Annotated in this window: 18 protein-coding genes; 17 read left to right on the plus strand and 1 reads right to left on the minus strand. The window is 66.0% G+C overall.

Annotation, left to right across the window (positions count from 1 at the left end):
* The first annotated feature begins 19 nt into the window (after positions 1 to 19).
* The 9 genes from serS (at position 20) to HNP47_RS02280 (ending at position 7,937) form a co-directional block, all read left to right on the plus strand.
* Positions 20 to 1,453 carry a serine--tRNA ligase gene (serS, locus tag HNP47_RS02240; RefSeq protein ID WP_184278028.1) on the plus strand — a complete coding sequence of 478 codons (1,434 nt, stop codon included), beginning with the start codon at positions 20 to 22 and terminating at the stop codon, positions 1,451 to 1,453.
* Positions 1,454 to 1,455: 2 nt separating this feature from the next.
* Positions 1,456 to 1,848 carry a hypothetical protein gene (locus HNP47_RS02245; protein ID WP_184278030.1) on the plus strand — a complete coding sequence of 131 codons (393 nt, stop codon included), beginning with the start codon at positions 1,456 to 1,458 and terminating at the stop codon, positions 1,846 to 1,848.
* A gap of 2 nt (positions 1,849 to 1,850) precedes the next feature.
* Positions 1,851 to 2,645 carry a 5'/3'-nucleotidase SurE gene (surE, locus tag HNP47_RS02250; RefSeq protein WP_137721733.1) on the plus strand — a complete coding sequence of 265 codons (795 nt, stop codon included), beginning with the start codon at positions 1,851 to 1,853 and terminating at the stop codon, positions 2,643 to 2,645.
* On the plus strand, positions 2,642 to 3,286 hold the full coding sequence (locus HNP47_RS02255; protein WP_184278032.1) for a protein-L-isoaspartate(D-aspartate) O-methyltransferase: 645 nt from the start codon (positions 2,642 to 2,644) through the stop codon (positions 3,284 to 3,286). Before surE ends, HNP47_RS02255 begins: the two co-directional genes overlap by 4 nt.
* 159 nt (positions 3,287 to 3,445) lie before the next feature.
* Positions 3,446 to 4,528, plus strand: a complete 1,083-nt coding sequence (locus HNP47_RS02260) for a peptidoglycan DD-metalloendopeptidase family protein (protein WP_184279075.1) — start codon at positions 3,446 to 3,448, stop codon at positions 4,526 to 4,528.
* Positions 4,529 to 4,632: 104 nt separating this feature from the next.
* Positions 4,633 to 4,944, plus strand: coding sequence for a preprotein translocase subunit YajC (yajC, locus tag HNP47_RS02265; protein ID WP_017504795.1), 312 nt, complete (start codon positions 4,633 to 4,635; stop codon positions 4,942 to 4,944).
* A gap of 36 nt (positions 4,945 to 4,980) precedes the next feature.
* Positions 4,981 to 6,573, plus strand: a complete 1,593-nt coding sequence (gene secD, locus HNP47_RS02270; protein ID WP_184278034.1) for a protein translocase subunit SecD — start codon at positions 4,981 to 4,983, stop codon at positions 6,571 to 6,573.
* A complete protein-coding gene (gene secF / locus HNP47_RS02275; protein WP_184278036.1) occupies positions 6,573 to 7,562 on the plus strand; it encodes a protein translocase subunit SecF in 990 nt (329 codons plus the stop codon). Before secD ends, secF begins: the two co-directional genes overlap by 1 nt.
* 87 nt (positions 7,563 to 7,649) lie before the next feature.
* Positions 7,650 to 7,937 (plus strand): hypothetical protein, encoded by a 288-nt coding sequence (locus tag HNP47_RS02280; protein ID WP_184278038.1) that lies wholly within the window; start codon positions 7,650 to 7,652, stop codon positions 7,935 to 7,937.
* A gap of 43 nt (positions 7,938 to 7,980) precedes the next feature.
* Here the strand turns inward: HNP47_RS02280 and HNP47_RS02285 are convergent, their stop codons facing one another.
* Complete coding sequence (locus tag HNP47_RS02285; RefSeq protein ID WP_184278040.1) at positions 7,981 to 9,186, minus strand: pyridoxal phosphate-dependent aminotransferase; 1,206 nt, start codon at positions 9,184 to 9,186, stop codon at positions 7,981 to 7,983.
* 122 nt (positions 9,187 to 9,308) lie between these two features.
* Between HNP47_RS02285 and HNP47_RS02290 the strand changes: the two genes are divergently transcribed.
* The 8 genes from HNP47_RS02290 to HNP47_RS02325 all read left to right on the plus strand — a co-directional run bounded on the left by HNP47_RS02290 (position 9,309) and on the right by HNP47_RS02325 (position 18,115).
* Positions 9,309 to 10,022, plus strand: coding sequence for a TVP38/TMEM64 family protein (locus HNP47_RS02290; protein ID WP_184278042.1), 714 nt, complete (start codon positions 9,309 to 9,311; stop codon positions 10,020 to 10,022).
* Between the two features lie 58 nt (positions 10,023 to 10,080).
* On the plus strand, positions 10,081 to 10,551 hold the full coding sequence (locus HNP47_RS02295) for a hemerythrin domain-containing protein (protein ID WP_184278044.1): 471 nt from the start codon (positions 10,081 to 10,083) through the stop codon (positions 10,549 to 10,551).
* A gap of 220 nt (positions 10,552 to 10,771) precedes the next feature.
* Positions 10,772 to 11,812: a rod shape-determining protein gene (locus HNP47_RS02300; RefSeq protein ID WP_017504801.1), complete on the plus strand. Its 1,041-nt coding sequence runs from the start codon at positions 10,772 to 10,774 to the stop codon at positions 11,810 to 11,812.
* Positions 11,813 to 11,963: 151 nt separating this feature from the next.
* Positions 11,964 to 13,109 carry a rod shape-determining protein MreC gene (mreC, locus tag HNP47_RS02305; protein ID WP_184278046.1) on the plus strand — a complete coding sequence of 382 codons (1,146 nt, stop codon included), beginning with the start codon at positions 11,964 to 11,966 and terminating at the stop codon, positions 13,107 to 13,109.
* Entirely contained in the window at positions 13,106 to 13,624 is a 519-nt protein-coding gene (locus HNP47_RS02310) for a hypothetical protein (RefSeq protein WP_184278048.1), read from the plus strand. The genes mreC and HNP47_RS02310 overlap by 4 nt, the downstream gene beginning before the upstream one ends.
* On the plus strand, positions 13,621 to 15,651 hold the full coding sequence (mrdA, locus tag HNP47_RS02315) for a penicillin-binding protein 2 (RefSeq protein ID WP_184278050.1): 2,031 nt from the start codon (positions 13,621 to 13,623) through the stop codon (positions 15,649 to 15,651). Before HNP47_RS02310 ends, mrdA begins: the two co-directional genes overlap by 4 nt.
* Positions 15,648 to 16,802, plus strand: coding sequence for a rod shape-determining protein RodA (gene rodA / locus HNP47_RS02320; RefSeq protein WP_039243638.1), 1,155 nt, complete (start codon positions 15,648 to 15,650; stop codon positions 16,800 to 16,802). The genes mrdA and rodA overlap by 4 nt, the downstream gene beginning before the upstream one ends.
* A gap of 131 nt (positions 16,803 to 16,933) precedes the next feature.
* The gene (locus tag HNP47_RS02325) at positions 16,934 to 18,115 is read left to right on the plus strand and encodes an acyl-CoA dehydrogenase family protein (RefSeq protein ID WP_184278052.1); all 1,182 of its coding nucleotides are present in this window, start codon (positions 16,934 to 16,936) and stop codon (positions 18,113 to 18,115) included.
* Positions 18,116 to 18,127 lie beyond the last annotated feature (12 nt).

Here is an 18,127-nt window from a genome sequence, read left to right on the forward strand (position 1 = left end):
CCAGCCGAAGTTTCAGACCATGCACGACATCAGAGCCATTCGCGAGAACCCCCAGGTTTACGTGGCGGGCTGGTCGTCGCGCGGGGTGGACGAGGCCGACGGGCTGGTGGCCGAGATCCTGCGGCTGGACGCCGAATTGCGTCATGCCCAGACGACGGGGCAGGACGCCCTGGCCAAGCGCAATGCGGCCTCCAAGCTGATCGGCGCCGCCATGGGGCGCAAGGACATGGCCGAGGCCGACCGACTGAAGGCCGAGGTCGAGGCGCTGAAGGGCGATATCGCGACGGCGGCCGAGGTCGAGGCGCGCGTCGGTAAGGAACTGCGCGAGCTGCTGGCAGCGCAAAAGAACCTGGCGGCCGAGGATGTGCCGGACGGCGAGGACGAGGCGGGCAATGTCGAGGTCTCGACCTGGGGCGAACCGCGTCGCACAGGTCCGGCCAAGGATCACGCCGACCTGGGCGAGGCCCTGGGGATGCTGGACTTCGAGGCGGCGGCGAAGATGTCGGGCGCGCGGTTCGCGGTGCTGAAGGGGCAGTTGGCGCGGCTGGAACGGGCCGTGGGCCAGTTCATGCTGGATATGCAGACGGACCAGCACGGCTATCTGGAAGTGAACCCTCCGCTTCTGGTGCGGGATGAGGCGATGTTCGGCACGGGGCAGTTGCCCAAGTTCGAGGAGGATCTCTTTGCGACTTCCGACCCGATTGTCGCGACTGGACGCGAAATTCTAGCCGCTGCGGAAAAGCTCCGTAACAAACCTTCGTCTGAGCTGAGTTTGGATGAAACCTATGTCGTACTCGATGCAATCGACATTGAGTTGGAAGTCGCTCGTAGCAACAACCGACGTTTCCTCATCCCCACCGCCGAAGTCTCCCTGACCAATCTCGTGCGCGAGACCATCCTGTCTGAGGACGACCTCGCCACGCCGATGCGGATGACGGCGTTGACGCCATGCTTCCGGGCCGAGGCGGGGTCGGCGGGACGCGATACGCGCGGGCTGATCCGCCAGCACCAGTTCTCCAAAGTCGAGATGGTGTCGATCGCGCGGCCGGAAGACAGCGACGCCGAGCATGAGCGGATGACGGCCTGCGCGGAGGCGGTGCTGATGGCGCTGGAGCTGCCGTTCCGGCGGATGCTGCTGTGCAAGGGCGACATGGGCTTTTCGGCGCAGAAGACCTTCGACCTGGAGGTCTGGCTGCCCAGCCAGGGGACCTATCGCGAGATCAGCAGCTGCTCGAACTGCGGCGACTTCCAGGCGCGGCGCATGGACGCGCGGTTCAAGCGTGCCGGCGAGAAGAAGACCGAGTTCGTCCATACGCTGAACGGCTCGGGGCTGGCGGTCGGCCGGACCCTGGTGGCGATCATGGAGAACTATCAGCAGGACGACGGGCGGATCGCCGTGCCGGCGGTGTTACAACCCTATATGGGCGGTCTGATCCACATCGGAGGAGTTTGATCATGAAGACGTTGAGCCTGATCGTTGTCGCCGCGACCGCAGCCCTGTCAGCGTGCGCCACGCCCACGACCCTCACCAATCCCAATCTTGATACGAACGCTTCGGAGTTCACCGGCTGGGTGCGGGTGGCGAATGGGGAATTTCAGCTTTACCAGACGCAGCGGGACCTGCGTATGCCGCCTTCCGCCCTTCGCTGTGTCAGCGGCGCGCTGCCGTTCAATCAGCAGAATGGTGCGCAGGATCTGGGCGGCTCTAAAGTGGTCTTTACAGGCCGGGCTGTGCCTTGGGCCGAGGCCGACGGTGTTCAGACTATACGTCATGAGGGCGCGCGCATCACCAACCAGTGCCGCGGCGACTATGTCATCAAGGCCCAGTCGGTTCGGGTGTTGCGCTAGGCATGCGGATTCTGCTGACGAACGACGACGGGATCGAGGCCGAAGGCCTGGAATGCCTCGAGCGGATCGCCCGCACGCTGAGCGACGACGTGTGGGTGTGCGCGCCCGCCGTCGAGCAGTCGGGCAAGGGACGGGGGATCACCCTGACCGAACCGCTGCGGGTGCTGAACCTGGGCGAGAAGCGGTTCGCCGTGACGGGAACGCCGACCGATTGCGTCGTGCTGGCGGTCAATGACCTGATGCCGGAGAAGCCCGATCTGGTGCTGTCGGGCGTCAATCGCGGGCACAATATCGGCGAGGACGTCAGCTATTCCGGTACTGTCGCGGGCGCCTTGCAGGGGATGGCGTTCGGCATCCGCTCCATCGCCCTGAGCCAGAGCCTGGAGCGGTTTCACGACGAGGTGGTTGCGCACTGGGAGACGGCGGAAGCCTTCGCCCCGGCGATCATCAGTCGCCTGCTGGACCAGAAATGGGCGAACGGGGTGGTGATGAACCTGAACTTCCCCAACCGGCCGCCCGAAGCGGTCGATCAGGTCGAGGTGACGACCCAGGGCTTCCGCAACGTCGGCGAGATGCACGCGGTGCGGCGCACGGACCTGCGCGGTCGTGACTATTACTGGATGAGCTTCCGGGGCGAAAAGCAGGAGCATGCCGAGGGCACGGACCTGCGCGCGATCGAAGAGGGGCGGATCTCGGTCACGCCGCTGCATATCGACCTGACGCACATGACCAGCGTGCATGACCTGAAGAAGGTGCTGGGCGGAGCGCCGCCAAAGAGCGTGGCGACCGCCGCATGAATCTGCACGACGACCGGGCCGGGCGGCTGATCCTGTCGCTCAGGCAGCAGGGGGTCACGGACCCGCGCGTGCTGAAGGCGATGGAGAGCATCGACCGCGCGGTCTTCGTGCACGAAAAGTTCCTGGATCAGGCGTGGGAGGATCAGGCCCTGCCGATCGACTGCGCCCAGACGATCAGCCAGCCCTATATCGTCGGCCTGATGACCCAGGCGCTGGAGGTGCAGGCGCGGCATCGGGTTTTGGAGATCGGCACGGGCAGCGGATACCAGTGCGCGGTGCTGAGCCGGCTGGCGCGCTATGTCTATTCGGTGGAGCGGTATCGCAGTCTGCTGGTCGAGGCCGAAGCGCGACTGCGGGTGCTGAAGATCGAGAACGTCATCACCAGGCACGGCGACGGCGGCCTGGGCTGGGCCGAACAGGCGCCGTTCGACCGGATCATGGTCACCGCCGCCTCGCCCACCGAGCCGACCGAACTGCTAAAACAGCTGAAGCCGAACGGGGTGCTGGTCGCGCCTGTGGGACGCACGTCGGTGCAGATGCTGCATCGCTATGTCGGGCAAGGCGACGGGTCGTTCCACCGCGAAAGCCTGACGGAAGTGCGTTTCGTGCCCCTGGTCGAGGGGACGGCGAAGGAGGGATAGGCTCCTTTTTGCTGGCTATCACTCGCGACCGGGTTGCTCGCTGTTTGAGCCGTTAACCTTCGCGCCCCAATTCCGCGATGATTGCGGGGTTGGCTTATGGGGCGCGAGCGGGCACACCGGGCGGGCGAGTTTAACCACGAATGGGAGCAGCCGGTGGCGATGATTTCGGGCTGGATGAGAGCGGTTCTGGTCGCGGGGGCGACGTTGAGCACGGCGGCCTGCATCAGCTATCCTTCGGAGCCGCGCTATTCGACGCATGCGAACCCGGCGCCGGCCTATGGTCCGGGGCAGGGCGCCTACCCGCAGCAGCCGACCTATCCGAATGCCGGCCAGAATCCGAACCAGCCCTATCGTCCCGCCCCTTATGAATCGCCGCCGCCCGCGACGGCGCCGATCGGTCAGGTCGATGGCGGGGCCTTGCCGCCGACGGTCAATGTCGGTCCGAGCCAACCGACCTATCAGCCGCCGGCGTCGCAGCCGCCCGCCTATACGCCGCCGTCCTATCCGTCGTCGTCGGCCCCGGTGCGCCCGGGCGCGGCCTATGTGATCCAACCGGGCGACACGATCTCGGGCGTGGGACGCCGGTTCCAGACGCCGGTCCAGACGCTGATCGACCTGAACGGCCTGGGACCGCGCGGGGCGATCACGACGGGCCAGCGAATCATCCTGCCTGAAGCGGCGGTGGATACCGGCCGCGATCCTTACGCGACCGGCGCTTCGCCCGTCGGCGTGCTGGTGCCCAACAACGGCGCCGTGCCGCCGCCCCCGCCGCCGCCGCCCTCGGGCAATGCGGCGCTGCCGGTCCAGACGCGGCCTGTCGAACAGACCAACGCCGCCAGCGCCGCTGCCGGTCAGCCGAACCTGCTGTGGCCCGTGCGCGGCGACATCGTGCGGCGTTTCGGCCCGGTCGGCATGGGCGAGCGGAACAACGGCATCAACATCGGCGCCTCGGCCGGCGCGACGATCAGCGCCTCTGCGGCCGGGCGCGTGGCCTATGTCGGCAGCGATCTGGTGGGGCAGGGGCTGACGGTGCTGATCGTGCACGCCAACGGCTGGCGCACGGTCTATGGCCATCTGGGTTCGGCGACGGTCAAGGACGGCGACGACGTGCGCGCGGGCCAGCAGATCGGCACCGTGGGTCTGACGGCCGGCGACGGACGCCCTTCGATCCACTTCGAGACCCGTCAGATGCGCGGCGACGATCCGGTTGCGGTCGATCCTTTGACAGTGTTGCCCAGGTAGCGCTTTCGCCGCGTTGCATTCCACGAAGCGGAGCCCTAGGTTCCGCGCCTCGTTTTTGATGGGCGCCGATGACGGCCGCCCCCTATCTGTTTGCGGAGACTACCATGGGCGCTGAAGGCGGCTTGACGGCGCAGTTGATCGGGTTTGCGCCCATCATCGGTATTTTCATCCTGTTCTACTTCCTGCTGATCCGTCCGCAGCAGAAGCGCGCCAAGGAACACGCGACCGCCATCGCCGCCGTCAAGCGTGGCGACACCGTCGTCCTGGGCAGCGGCATGATCGGCAAGGTCACTCGTGTCGAAGAGGCCGAGGTCAACGTGGAGATCGCGCCCAGCGTCAATGTGCGCGTGGTCAAGGCCATGATCGCCGAGGTGCGCAACCGCACCGCCATCGCCGCCAACGATTCCAAGGCCTGATACGCTCGCGTATCCGCCGATACCTGGACCGCCCTCATGATTCAGCTGTCGCGCTGGAAAGTCATTCTCGTCGTCGTCGCGGCCGTTCTCGGCTGTCTGCTGGCGTTCCCGAACCTGTTGTCGGATCAGCAGCGCGAGGCGCTGCCCGGCTTCATGCCCAAGAACAAGCTGAACCTGGGGCTGGACCTTCAGGGCGGTTCGTATCTGCTGCTGGAAGTCGATGTGCCGGCGATGCGCGAAAAGCGCGTCACCAACCTGATCGAAGACGTTCGGGTCACGCTGAACGGCGCGGGCGTCGCCACCAACGGCTTCCAGCGTGAAGCCGGCGGCGTGGTCGTCACCCTGGCCAATCCGGCCCAGAACGATGCGGCGTTTACGGCGCTGCAGCAGCTGGCCGGTCAGGCCGGCGCGGGCGGGCAGGTCGAACGCGCAGCGACGCGCTTGGGCAATAACCGCATCCGCTTCGCCTACACCGACGCCGCGCTGAACGGCATGGGCGCGACGGCCGTGGACCAGTCGATCGAGGTGGTGCGCCGCCGCATCGACAGCCTGGGCACGCGCGAACCCTCCATCACCCGTCAGGGCGCCGACCGCATCGTGGTCCAGGCACCGGGCGAGAGCGATCCGACCAAGCTGGAAGAAGTCATCGGCCAGACGGCCCAGCTGACATTCCAGATGGTGGATGTCGAAAACTCGGTCACCGAGGCCGTCGCCGGACGTGTGCCGCCGGATTCCGAACTGCTGGTCGGCGAGGACGGCACGCCCTATCTGGTCAAGAAGCGCGTGCTGGTGTCGGGCGAGAACCTGACCCGTGCAGGCGTCGGTTCGGACCAGAGCGGCCGCCCGGCCATCGATTTCCGCTTCGACGGCGCCGGCGCCCGCCGGTTCGGCGAAGCCACCGCTGCCAACCTGCAAAAGCCCTTCGCCATCATCCTGGACGGCAAGGTGATTTCGGCTCCGACGATCCAGAGCGCGATCACTTCTGGCTCGGGTCAGATCACCGGCAACTTCTCGATCCAGGAAGCGGCGACGCTGGTGAACCTGCTGAACGGGGGCGCCCTGCCGGCGCCGCTGAACGTCGAAGAGCGCCGCACCGTGACGGCTGAACTGGGTGCGGACGCGGTCGCCGCCGGCGCCCTGTCGACCGCCGTCGGCTTCGCCATCATCGTGCTGTTCATGATCCTGGCCTACGGCCTGCTGTTCGGCGGCGTGTCGGTGGTCGGCCTGGTGCTGAACGGCGTGCTGATCGTGGCGGCCATGTCGTTGACCCAGGCGACCCTGACCCTGCCCGGTATCGCCGGTCTGATCCTGACCTTCGCGGTCGCGGTGGACGCCAATGTGCTGATCTATGAGCGGATGCGTGACGAGGCCCGGGCGGGGCGCAGCGTCATCGCCTCGATGGACGCCGGCTTCAACAAGGCCATGGGCACCATCATCGACGCCAACCTGACCACCCTGGTCGCGGCGGGCATCATGTTCGTGTTCGGCGAAGGCCCGGTTCGCGGGTTCGCCTGGACCCTGACCATCGGTGTGTTCACCTCGGTCTTCTCGTCGGTCCTGGTCGCCCAGGTCCTGCTCGGCTACTGGCTCAAGACGGCCAAGCCCAAAAAACTGCCGATCGCGGAGTGATGGCGATGCGTGGATGGCCCCTCATCAAACTGCTGCCGCAGAAGACGAACTTCCACTTCGTCAAATATGCGCGGTTCGCCGGCGTTCTGTCGGTGATCCTGTGCGTCGCGTCGATCATCGCCTGCTTCTATCCTGGCCTGAACATGGGCATCGACTTCCGGGGCGGCGCCTCGATGGAAGTGTCCAAGCCGGCGGGCCAGACGATCGAGCTGGATCGGGTCCGCGAGGCCGTAAACGGCCTGAACCTGGGCGACGTCCAGGTCCAGGGCATTGCGCGCCGCGACACCAATGTCGATGACGGCTCGACCGCCATTCTTCGCTTCCAGGTGCCGGAAGGCCGCGATCAGACCCAGGTCGTCAACCAGGTCGAGGGCGCCATCAACGGCGCGGTCGGTCAGGTCAACTATTCGGGCGTCAGCGTCGTCGGCTCCAAGGTGTCGGGCGAGCTATTCACCTCGGGCCTGTTGGCTCTGGGCGTCGCGATCGGCCTGATGTTCCTCTACATCTGGTTCCGGTTCGAGCCGCAGTTCGGGTTTGGCGCCGTGGTCGGCCTGCTGCACGACGTGATCCTGACGTTCGGGCTGATCGTGCTGTTCAAGCTGGAGTTCAGCCTGAACATGGTCGCCGCCGTCCTGACCGTGATCGGCTATTCGATGAACGACACCGTCGTCGTGTTCGACCGCCTTCGCGAAAATCTGCGCAAGTACAAGACCATGCCGCTGCGCGACGTGATCGACCTGTCGCTGAACGAGACCCTGTCGCGGACCATCATCACCGGCGTGACCGCCGTCATGGTGCTGGCGGCCCTGGCCATCTTCGGCGGCGAGGCCCTGTTTGGCTTCTCGATCGCCCTGATGTTCGGCATCATCATCGGCACCTATTCGTCGATCTATGTCGGCGCGCCGATCATCCTGCTGTGGGGCGTCAAGCGCGGCGCCCTGGCCGACGACGCCAAGCCGGTGAAGCTGGGCATGGCCAGCCGGCCGTAGGTCGAGCGCCATCGTCGAAAGTTGGGCCGTCCCGTCATCGCCGGGGCGGCCTTTTCCTTTGGGCGGCGTCCGTGCAAGACTGAGCCTATGAAAGCGCTCGTCTATACCGCCGTTGCCCTCGCCCTGACTGGCGCCCTTACCGGCGGACTGTCCGCCTGCACCGACAGCAAGCGGGCGCGCAACGACGCCACCTGGGGCGACAAGCCGGCGGACATCACCTGCTGGACCTATGGGGTGGAGAACTTCAAGGGACGCTCGACCGGCAAGGTCGAGTACGACGACGGCGGCCGGATCTCGTTCGTCGACGCGTCGAACAACCGCTACACCACGATCGATGGCGATTGCCGCGTGGTCTATATGCAGCCCAGCCAATAGGGCCGGATGGCGGGCGGAGGCCTGAACCTCCGCCCTGAATCGATCAGCGCAGCGAGGCCGTGAAGCGCTGGATGCGTGTGCAGGCTTCTTCCAGCACAGCGTCCGAGGTGGCGTAGCTGATGCGGAAATAGGGGCTGAGGCCGAAGGCCTCGCCCTGGACGACGGCGACGCCCTCGGCGTTCAGCAGTTCCGCGGCGAAGGTGGAATCGCCGTCGATGGCGACACCCGTCTCGGTCGTCTTGCCGATTAGTCCGGCGATGGACGGATAGACGTAGAAGGCGCCCTCGGGCGTAGCGCAGGTAATGCCAGCCGCCTGGTTGAGCATCGACACGACAAGGTCGCGGCGCTTTTCAAAAGCGGCTTTGCGCTCAGGGATGAAGTCTTGCGGGCCGTTCAGCGCCTCGACGGCCGCCCACTGGCTGATGCTGGACGGGTTGGACGTGGTCTGGCTGGCCACCTTGCGCATCAAATCGATCAGCGGATTGGGGCCGCCGGCGTAGCCGATGCGCCAGCCGGTCATGGCGTAGGCCTTGGACACGCCGTTGACCGTCAGGGTGCGGTCGATCAGGTCCGGCGCCACCTGGGCGATGGTGGTGTATTCGAAGTCGCCATAGACGAGGTGCTCGTACATGTCGTCGGTCAGCACCCAGACGTGCGGATGGCGACGCAGGACCTCGGCCAAGGCTTCAAGCTCGGCGCGGGTGTAGGCGGCGCCGGTGGGGTTGGATGGGCTGTTGAGGATCAGCCATTTGGTGCGGGGCGTGATCGCGGCCTCCAGCACGGCGGGCAGCAACTTGAAGCCGTCCTTCTCCTCGCCGATCACGGTGACGGGCTCGCCGCCGGCCAGCAGCACCATGTCGGGATAGCTGACCCAGTAGGGGGCGGGCACGATGACTTCATCGCCGGGGTTCAGCGTGGCGACCAAGGCGTTGAAGATGACGGGCTTGCCGCCCGGCGCGACGTGGATGTTGGCCGCCGTATAGTCGAGATCGTTCTCGCGCTTGAACTTGGCCACGATGGCCGCCTTCAGCTCGGGCATGCCGTCGGCGTCGGTGTATTTGGTCTCGCCGCGGTTGATCGCGTCGATCGCGGCCTGTTTGATATTTTCGGGGGTGTCGAAATCCGGTTCGCCGGCGCCCAGGCCGATCACGTCGCGACCTTCGGCTTTGAGCTTCCGGGCCTGCGCAGTGACGGCGATGGTGGCCGAGGGCTTGACGCGGGCGAGGGCGGAAGATTGCAGGCTGGACATGAACTATCCCGTGGTTTTGGAAGTTTTTGCCGGGGAGGCGGGGTTGTTTACGCGGCGTCGTCCCTCGGGACAATGCGCTGATGCTCGCTAATGCAGAGATGGGATGATAAGCGGCGGCTCTGATGCGCTGGATCATCGATTTCCTGTCGAACATGGAGGGGCGGCGCTGGCGCGCCGTGCTGGCGACGGCCCTGCTGCTGGTCGCGATGATCGCCCTGTTCGCTGTGGGCAAGAGCCAACTGGGTCTGGAGGCCGAGGGGCGGCTGGAAGACTGGCTGGCCGGATTCCGTCAGGGGCCCTGGGGCCTGGTCGCCGCCATCGTGGTGTTCACGATCTCGGCCTTTTTCGGGGCGCCGCAATTCATCCTGATCGCCGCCTGCGTCGTGGCGTTCGGGCCGTGTTTCGGCTTCCTTTACAGCTGGATCGCGACGGTCGTGTCGGCGGGTGTGACCTATTGGCTGGGACGCGGACCTACGGCGCGGCTGCTGGCGCGGCACGGCGGCAAGACGGTCGGACGCCTGACGCGGTTCGTCGGCAAGAATGCCTTCTACGCCAGCTTCATGATCCGCAACGTGCCGTCGGCTCCGTTCATCGTCGTGAACATGGCGTTCGGGGCGGCGAGGGCGTCGTTCCCGGGCTTTCTGGCGGGGTGCGCGCTGGGCGTATTGCCGAAGACCGCTCTGGTCGCCTTCTTCGGCGGATCTTTCATGACGGCGGTCAGCGGCGACGGCATCTGGACCTCGGCCATACTGGCCGGCGTGGCGCTGGCCTGGCTGGCGCTGATGCTGTTGGTGCGTGAACTGGTGAAGCGGCGCGAGATCGCGCGCGGCGACTGAGGGAATTTGCTTAGCCTGCTATTTACACTCCGTTCACCCACAGGTTGCATGATGGCTGGTGGGAGGCATCGCTATGGATGTCGAGGTTCTAAAAACGCAGCACGGCCGGATCATCCGATTGGCCAGCGCCTTGAGCGGGACCGCCGCCGTTCTGAAAACATCGGATGATGCGACACGCGCGCGCGAGTTGATGAGCGCGCTGAACGTCGCCCTGACCGAGCATCTGGCGATCGAGGACGGTGAACTGTACCCCGTGCTGGTGCAGTCCGAAGATGTGTCGGTTCGTCACCTCGCCGAGCATTACGTCGAGGATATGGGTGCGCTCAGCGGGGTCTGGGCGCACTATTTCAAGGAATGGACGCAGGCTCGGATCCTAGCGGATCGTGACCGGTTCGCCAGCGTCACCAAGGGGCTGATCGGCGCGCTGGCGCACAGGGTCGCGCGCGAGGAAGACACGCTGTATCCGACGATGCTGGCCGCCGCCAGTTTTGGCGTCGGCGCATATAGGCCGGGCAGGGCGGCCTCCTAGGCATGGCGTCCACAGGCGACGCGTATCAATAGCCGTCTCTATATGACGACACTGTCATCGGGGCTTGTATTCCCGGTTTCATACGGGCAAACCCGCCGCTAGTAGGCGTGGCGAAGACGATCAGGAACTGTCCGGCGTGGGGATGTCAGGGCAGTTGGGGCGTCGCCAGGTCGACTGAGACATCTAGACGCCCTGCCAGCTAACAACGGTATCGATTCCCATGAGCTTCTCCCTTTTCGGCGCGATCTCCAACGACATCGCGATGGACCTGGGCACCGCCAACACCCTGATCTACATGAAGGGCAAGGGCATCGTCCTGAACGAGCCGTCGGTCGTGGCGCTGAGAAACGTGGGCGGGCGCAAGGTCGTCCACGCCGTGGGCATCGAGGCCAAGCAGATGCTGGGCCGGACGCCGGGCCACATGGAGGCGATCCGCCCCATGCGCGACGGCGTCATCGCCGACTTCGAAGTCGCCGAAGAGATGATCAAGCACTTCATCCGCAAGGTTCATAACCGCAAGGGCTTCGTGAACCCCAAGATCATCGTCTGCGTGCCGTCGGGCGCTACGGCGGTCGAGCGTCGCGCGATCAACGACAGCTGCCTGAACGCCTCGGCGCGTCGTGTGGGCCTGATCGACGAGCCGATGGCGGCCGCGATCGGCGCCGGCCTGCCGATCCACGAACCGACCGGCTCGATGGTCGTCGACATCGGCGGCGGCACGACGGAAGTCGCCGTCCTGTCGCTGTCGGGCATCGTCTATTCGCGTTCGGTCCGCGTGGGCGGCGACAAGATGGACGACAGCATCATCAGCTACATGCGCCGCAACCATAACCTGCTGATCGGCGAAACGACCGCCGAACGCATCAAGAAGGACATCGGCACCGCCCGCATCCCGGCCGACGGCGAAGGCCTGTCGATCGAGGTCAAGGGTCGTGACCTGATGCAGGGCGTGCCGCGCGAGGTGCGCATTTCGGAGCGTCAGGCGGCGGAAGCTCTGGCCGAGCCGGTCACTCAGATCATCGAGGCCGTGAAGGTCGCGCTGGAAGCCACCCCGCCGGAACTGGCCGCCGACATCGCCGACAAGGGCATCATGCTGACGGGCGGCGGCGCCCTGCTGCGCGGTCTGGACGTCGAGATCCGCGATCACACCGGCCTGCCGGTCTCGGTCGCCGACGATCCGCTGTCGTGCGTGGCCATCGGCTGCGGCCGGGTTCTGGAACACCCGCGCTGGATGAAGGGCGTGCTCGACTCCGCGCTCTGATCCGTCTGTTGCGGCCAGATGAAAGCTTGGCTGCAAATCCTTGTGTTGCCTGTGTGATCACGGTTCCATTCCGGCCTTGATTTTGCGATAGGCAGGCTCAGCGGCAGGGGGCGTCCTGCCGATTCCAACCCCTTTGAGTGGAAGGTCGCCCGTGGCGTTTCGCGACGGCCCTTTTGAAAACATCAAGGTGCCGCTGGCGTGGACCGCCGCGGTCGTCGTCGTCGTGGCCGTCATCGGCGCGATCGTCCTGTTGCTGGGCGACCGGACCACGTCCGAGGGCGGCTCGACCATGGGCGCCGCGCGTGGCGGTTTCGAAGCGGCGGCCGGGCCGGTCGGCGGGGTCTTCGCCGCGCCGGTGCGTTGGGCTGGGGCCGCGCGCGACTATGTCGGCGGTTATTTCTTCGCCATCGGCGAGAACCGCCGCCTGAAGGCCGAGATCGCCGAACTGCGCGGCTGGCGCGACGAGGCGATCGCCCAAAAGAATATCAACGGCCGCTATGAGGCCATGCTAGGTCTACGCACCGAGCCGCCGTTGCCCATGGCCACGGGACGGGCGATTTCGGAATCGCGCGGTCCCTTCTCCAACGCCAAGCTGATCGACGTCGGTTCGGCCAAGGGCGTGCGGATCGGCAATCCGGTCGTGACGGAACATGGACTGGTCGGTCGGGTGACGGGCGTGACGGGGGGCGTCAGCCGCGTCGTGCTGCTGACGGATGTGGCGTCGCGCACGCCGGTGATGATCGAGCGCACTGATGCGCGCGCGATGCTGACCGGAGACAGCGGCGACAGCCCGCGTCTGGAATTCATTCGCGGCTCGGGTTCGATCAAGGCGGGTGACCGCATCCTGAGTTCGGGAGACGGCGGCGGTCTGCCGCGTGGTCTGCCGGTCGGGGTCGCCGCCAAGGGCGTGGACGGCGCCTGGCGGGTTAAATTGTTCAGCGATCACGGCGCGATCGATTATGTCCGCGTGCTGTTGTTCCAGAGCTTCGGTCAACTCGTCAGCCCGAACGCGCTCAATGCGCCGCCGCTCGCAGGCCTGACGACGGCACCGGAGCCGAGCGCCGCCGAGGTCGGAGCAATCCGTGACGCCGCCGCCCGTCGTCTGGCGGCGCAGCAGGCCCAGGCCGAACGGGCGCGTGCTGCGGCGGCGACGCCAGCGCCAACGCCTGCGCCCGCCGCTGCGCCGACTGCGGTCCGTCCGGCTGCGACGTCTCCGAGGCCTGCGGCCTCGACCCCGTCGCCTGCGCCGACTGCGCCCAGCCCTGCGCCGGCGCCCGCTCCGGGAGGCGCGGCGTGAGACGGCCCGTCGCGGTTCGCGTTGTCGGACCTCTTCAGTGGATCGTCTATCCAGCCCTGCTCGTCCTCGCCGCGACGGTCGTTCTGGGGACGCCGCTGCAACTGTTCGGTCTGCATCTGCCCGAGCCGGTCATTCCGATGATCCTGGCCTTCGCCTGGCCCTTGATCCGGCCGTCGATGCTGGCGCCGGCGGTGCTGTTTCTGATCGGCCTGTTCCTGGATCTGTTCTGGAATACGCCGCTGGGTCTGTGGGCGCTGTGTCTGATGGCCGTCTATGGAACGGTGCTGCTGTCGCGCAATCTGCTGGCGGGGCATGAGGGGCTGATCCGCTTTGGAGCCTATGCCGCCTGTACGCTGGGCGCCTTTTTTCTGGCCTATCTGGTGGTGACGATGCGGGCGACGAACGCGCCGGCGATTCTGCCGCTGGTCGGACAGGTCGTGCCGACGCTGCTGCTTTATCCGATCGCCAACTGGATGCTTGAGCGATTCGACGACGGAGACATTCGGTTCCGATGAGCGGCGAGCCCTCCATCTTCTTTGCCGATGTGAACGAACGCCAGGGGTCTTTCCTGCGGCGCACCTTCGTATTCGGCGGGGCGACGGCGCTGGGGATCACCGCGCTGATCGGACGGCTGGGCCAGCTGCAGGTCGTGCAGGCTCAGGAATATGCGACCCTGTCGTCGCAGAACCAGTTCAATTTTCGCATGGTCCCGCCGCCGCGCGGCCTGATCAAGGACCGCAACGGCGTCGTCATCGCCGGCAACCGCCCCAGTTTCCGGGTGCTGGTGGTGCGCGACGAAACCAAGGACCTTGACCAGACGCTGGATCTTCTGGGACGGCTGTTGCCCGACACGCTGGAGCGCCGTCGCGCGATCATCCGCGACGTCAATGCGGCGTCCAAGTTCAACCCAGTGCCGGTCAAGAGCGACCTGACCTGGGAGGAGTTCGCCAAGGTCAATCAGTACGCCAACGAACTGCCTGGCGTGATGGTCGATATGAACGAGGCGCGCTACTATCCGTTCGGCGGATCGTTCGCCCACGTCATCGGCTATGTGGCCAAGGTGTCGGACCGGGACGTCAAGGCGATCCGCGACAAGGGCGAGCAGCCGCCCGCCCTGCTGTTCAACCCCAGCTTCCGCATCGGCCGCCAGGGCGTCGAAAAGGCGCTGGATATGTCGCTGCGCGGCGAGCCGGGCGGCAATCGGGTCGAGGTCGATGCGCGCGGTCGCGTCGTCGCCGAGGACATCGGCGGATCGCGGCCCGCCGTGCCGGGCAAGGAAGTCGTCCTGACGCTGGACGCCGACGTTCAGAACCGGGCGCTGGAGGTGTTTGGCGACGAGTCGGGCGCCTGTGTGGTCATGGATGTGCGCAACGGCGACATCCTGTGCATGATGTCTGCGCCATCGTTCGACCCGAACCTGTTCGTCGGCGGCGTGCCCAGCAAGACCTATCGCGCCCTGGCCGATTATGAGCGCAAGCCGCTGCTGGACAAGACGCTGAACGGCACCTTCCCGCCGGGCTCGACCTTCAAGCCGACGACAGCGCTGGCTCTGTTGGAAGCCGGCGTCGATCCGAAGCTGACGGTGTTCTGCTCGGGTTCGTATCGGACCGGTAACCGAACGCAGCGATGCTGGGGGCGGCATGGCACCCAGAATATGCACGACGCGATCAAGAACTCGTGCGACGTCTATTTCTACGCCATGTGCAACCGCGCGGGCGTGGATAACATCCGTAAGGCGGGGCTGGCGCTGGGCTTCGAGCACGAGTTCGACATCGGTGTCGGCAACCAGCGCAAAGGCCTGTTGCCGTCCACGGAATGGAAGGCGCGGACCTTCCCGCGTGATCCGGTCTGGCATCCGGGGGAGACGACCTCTGTCGCCATCGGCCAGGGTGCGATCACGGTGAATGCGCTGCAGCTGGCGGTCATGACCTCGCGTCTAGCGAACGGGAAGAAGCAGCTACAGCCGCGCCTGATCAAGTCCATCGGCGGTGTCGAACAGCCCAGCGGGGCCGAGGCGCCGGACCTGCCGTTCGATCCGGCCCACGTCGAATACGTGCGCCAAGGCATGATCGCCGTGGCCAACGACCGATCCGGCACCGCCTATCGCCAAAGCCAGCTGGGTCTGGGCGACATCCAGATGGCCGGCAAGACCGGAACGGCCCAGGTCCGGAACTACGGCTCCGGCTCGCGCAAGAGCAATATCTGGGCGCTGAAGGATCACAACTTGTTCGTGGCCTTCGCGCCGGTGGATGCGCCGCGATATGCGGTCGCCGTCATCGTGGAACACGGGGGCAAGGGCGGGGCGACCGCAGGCGCGCCGCGTGCGCGTGAGGTTATGCGCACCGTGCTGCTGAAGGATCCGGACATGCGAGCCCGCATCGAACGGCCGCTGCCGCCTGAACCGACAGGCGACGCCATCGTCGAGGACGGGGTGGTGGGCGCCGCGCCCGAGCCCGATGTCGTGGCTCCGCCGCAGCCGAGCCGCCCTGCGCCGTCTGCGACCAGCGGGCCGCGTCCCTATCTTTCAGAGCCTGGCCGTTGACCGCCTCGGCCCTTTCACGTCCCGGCGAGCGCGAACGCGTCTCGACCAAGCTGGGCCAGATCGACTGGCGGCTGACGGCCTTGCTGTGCGTGGTGTCCGGCACTGGCGCCCTGATGCTGTATTCGGTGGCCGGCGGATCGTGGTCGCCGTGGGCGATGAAGCACCTGATCCGGTTCGGCCTGTGTCTGGCGCTGATGCTGATGCTGTCGCTGATCAGCATCCGCTACTGGTTCGCCCTGGCCTATCCCATCTACGGGATGGCGCTGTTCATGCTGGCGCTGGTGGAGACGCCGCTGGGCTATACAGCATTGGGCGCCACCCGATGGCTGGACCTGGGGTTCACCCGCATCCAGCCGTCCGAGATCATGAAGATCGGCGTCGTGCTGGCCTTGGCGCGCTGGTATCACGGCGCCTCGGCCAAGGAAGCGAGTTTCCACTGGAAGCTGATCTTCCCGGTCGGGATCATCGGCCTGCCGTTCCTGCTGGTCGCGCACCAGCCGGACCTGGGATCGGCCATGCTGATCGGTTTGACGGGCGCGGCGATCATGTTCGTCGCCGGGCTTAGCTGGCGGATCATCCTGCCGCTGATCATCGCCGCCGCCGTGCTGGTGCCGCCCTATGTGATGTTCGGCATGCACGACTATCAGCGTCACCGGGTGCTGACCTTCCTGAATCCCGAAGCCGACATGTCGGACAAGGGCTATCAGATCGTGCAGTCCAAGATCGCCATGGGGTCGGGCGGGCCGCTGGGACGCGGGTTCGGCCTGGGTAGCCAGAGCCAGCTGGAGTTCCTGCCCGAACGCCAGACCGACTTCATCTTCGCCGCCTTCGCCGAGGAGTTCGGCTTTGTGGGCACCTTCACGCTTCTGGCCTCTTACGCCGCCATCATTCTGATCTCGCTAAGGATCGCCTCGCTGTCGCACAGTCACTTCGGCCGATTGGCGGCGTCGGGCGTCACGGCGACATTCGCGCTCTATGTGCTGATCAACGGGGCGATGGTGATGGGGCTGGCGCCGGTTGTGGGCGTGCCGATGCCGCTCTTGTCCTATGGCGGCACGGTGATGCTGACCGTCATGATCGGGTTCGGTCTGGTGATGGCGACGCGGGTTCACCGCTACGCCGAACTGCCCAAGGGCCACGGCCTGATCTGACGTTACGTCAGCTATGTGATCGGCATTCAGGTTTCGCTTTCTAAGGCGGGGATTTCCTGGATAAGGTCATTCCCAACGATGTCTCGCATCGGTTTCGGCCGGTCAGCGACGCACGCCATGGGAGACGAGGAATGACCGATCTGGAGCAATTCCGCGCCGAGACGCGCGCCTGGCTGGAGGCGAACTGCCCGGCCGAATGTCGCGGGCCGATGGCCGACGACGAGATGATCTGGGGCGGGCGAAATCCCACCTTCAAAACCCCGGCGCACAAGCAATGGCTGGAGCGGATGGGCGCGCGGGGCTGGACGGCTCCGGAATGGCCCAAGGAATACGGCGGAGGCGGCCTCAGCCGCGAGGAGGCCAAGGTGCTGGCCTCCGAACTGCGACGCATCAAGGCCCAGCCGGCCCTGGCCAGTTTCGGCGTCTGGATGCTGGGCCCGGCGCTGCTGGCTTTTGGGACGGAAGAGCAGAAGAAACGCTTCCTGCCAGAGATCGTGCGCGGCGAGATCCGCTGGTGCCAAGGCTACTCAGAGCCCGGCGCGGGGTCGGATCTGGCGTCCATTCAGACGCGGGCCGCGGATCGGGGCGACCACTGGATCGTCAACGGTCAGAAGATATGGACCTCCTACGCCGACAAGGCCGACTGGATCTTCTGCCTAGTGCGCACGGACCCTGAGGCGCCCAAACATCTGGGCGTCAGCTTCGTGCTGTTCGACATGAAGACGCCGGGCGTAACGACGCGGCCGATCACCCTGATTTCAGGCAAGTCCCCCTTCTGTGAGACATTCTTCGACGACGTGCGGGTGGAGAAGGAAAACCTGGTCGGGACGCTGAACCGGGGCTGGGACGTGGCCAAATATCTGTTGGCGCACGAGCGCACCATGATCGGCGCGATGGGCGAGGTCGGCGGCGGGCGCCCTGTGGGGCAGGTGGCGATGGACGCCATCGGCGCCGACGAGGCCGGACGATTGGATGAGCCGATGCTGCGCGCCCGGATCGCGGACCTGGAGATCGACGCCGCCGCTTTCCGTCTGGCGATGGAGCGGGTGGGCGATCAAGTGAAGGCTAAACAGGCGCATCCGGCCATCGCCTCCATGCTGAAATACTATGGTTCCGAACTGAACAAGCGGCGGCATGAGTTGCTGATGGCGTCGGGCGGGGCCGATGCGCTGGAATGGGAGGGCGAGCGGTCGCATGACGGCAAGACGGCGCGCGACTGGCTGCGGACCAAGGCCAATTCCATTGAGGGCGGCACCAGCGAGGTTCAGCTGAACATCATCGCCAAACATCTGCTGCAACTGCCGGGAGCGTGAGACGATGCCGCT

Source organism: Brevundimonas vesicularis (assembly GCF_014204545.1).
GTDB classification, from domain to species: Bacteria; Pseudomonadota; Alphaproteobacteria; order Caulobacterales; family Caulobacteraceae; genus Brevundimonas; species Brevundimonas vesicularis_B.

Coding starts and splice junctions, on each gene's coding strand:
- surE (WP_137721733.1), top strand. CDS start 1,851: ATGCGGATTCTGCTGACGAACGACGACGGGATCGAGGCCGAAGGCCTG.
- secF (WP_184278036.1), top strand. CDS start 6,573: ATGGCGATGCGTGGATGGCCCCTCATCAAACTGCTGCCGCAGAAGACG.
- HNP47_RS02325 (WP_184278052.1), top strand. CDS start 16,934: ATGACCGATCTGGAGCAATTCCGCGCCGAGACGCGCGCCTGGCTGGAG.
- mrdA (WP_184278050.1), top strand. CDS start 13,621: ATGAGCGGCGAGCCCTCCATCTTCTTTGCCGATGTGAACGAACGCCAG.
- HNP47_RS02280 (WP_184278038.1), top strand. CDS start 7,650: ATGAAAGCGCTCGTCTATACCGCCGTTGCCCTCGCCCTGACTGGCGCC.
- HNP47_RS02255 (WP_184278032.1), top strand. CDS start 2,642: ATGAATCTGCACGACGACCGGGCCGGGCGGCTGATCCTGTCGCTCAGG.
- HNP47_RS02260 (WP_184279075.1), top strand. CDS start 3,446: ATGATTTCGGGCTGGATGAGAGCGGTTCTGGTCGCGGGGGCGACGTTG.
- serS (WP_184278028.1), top strand. CDS start 20: ATGCACGACATCAGAGCCATTCGCGAGAACCCCCAGGTTTACGTGGCG.
- HNP47_RS02285 (WP_184278040.1), bottom strand. CDS start 9,186: ATGTCCAGCCTGCAATCTTCCGCCCTCGCCCGCGTCAAGCCCTCGGCC.
- HNP47_RS02245 (WP_184278030.1), top strand. CDS start 1,456: ATGAAGACGTTGAGCCTGATCGTTGTCGCCGCGACCGCAGCCCTGTCA.
- HNP47_RS02290 (WP_184278042.1), top strand. CDS start 9,309: ATGCGCTGGATCATCGATTTCCTGTCGAACATGGAGGGGCGGCGCTGG.
- secD (WP_184278034.1), top strand. CDS start 4,981: ATGATTCAGCTGTCGCGCTGGAAAGTCATTCTCGTCGTCGTCGCGGCC.
- yajC (WP_017504795.1), top strand. CDS start 4,633: ATGGGCGCTGAAGGCGGCTTGACGGCGCAGTTGATCGGGTTTGCGCCC.
- HNP47_RS02300 (WP_017504801.1), top strand. CDS start 10,772: ATGAGCTTCTCCCTTTTCGGCGCGATCTCCAACGACATCGCGATGGAC.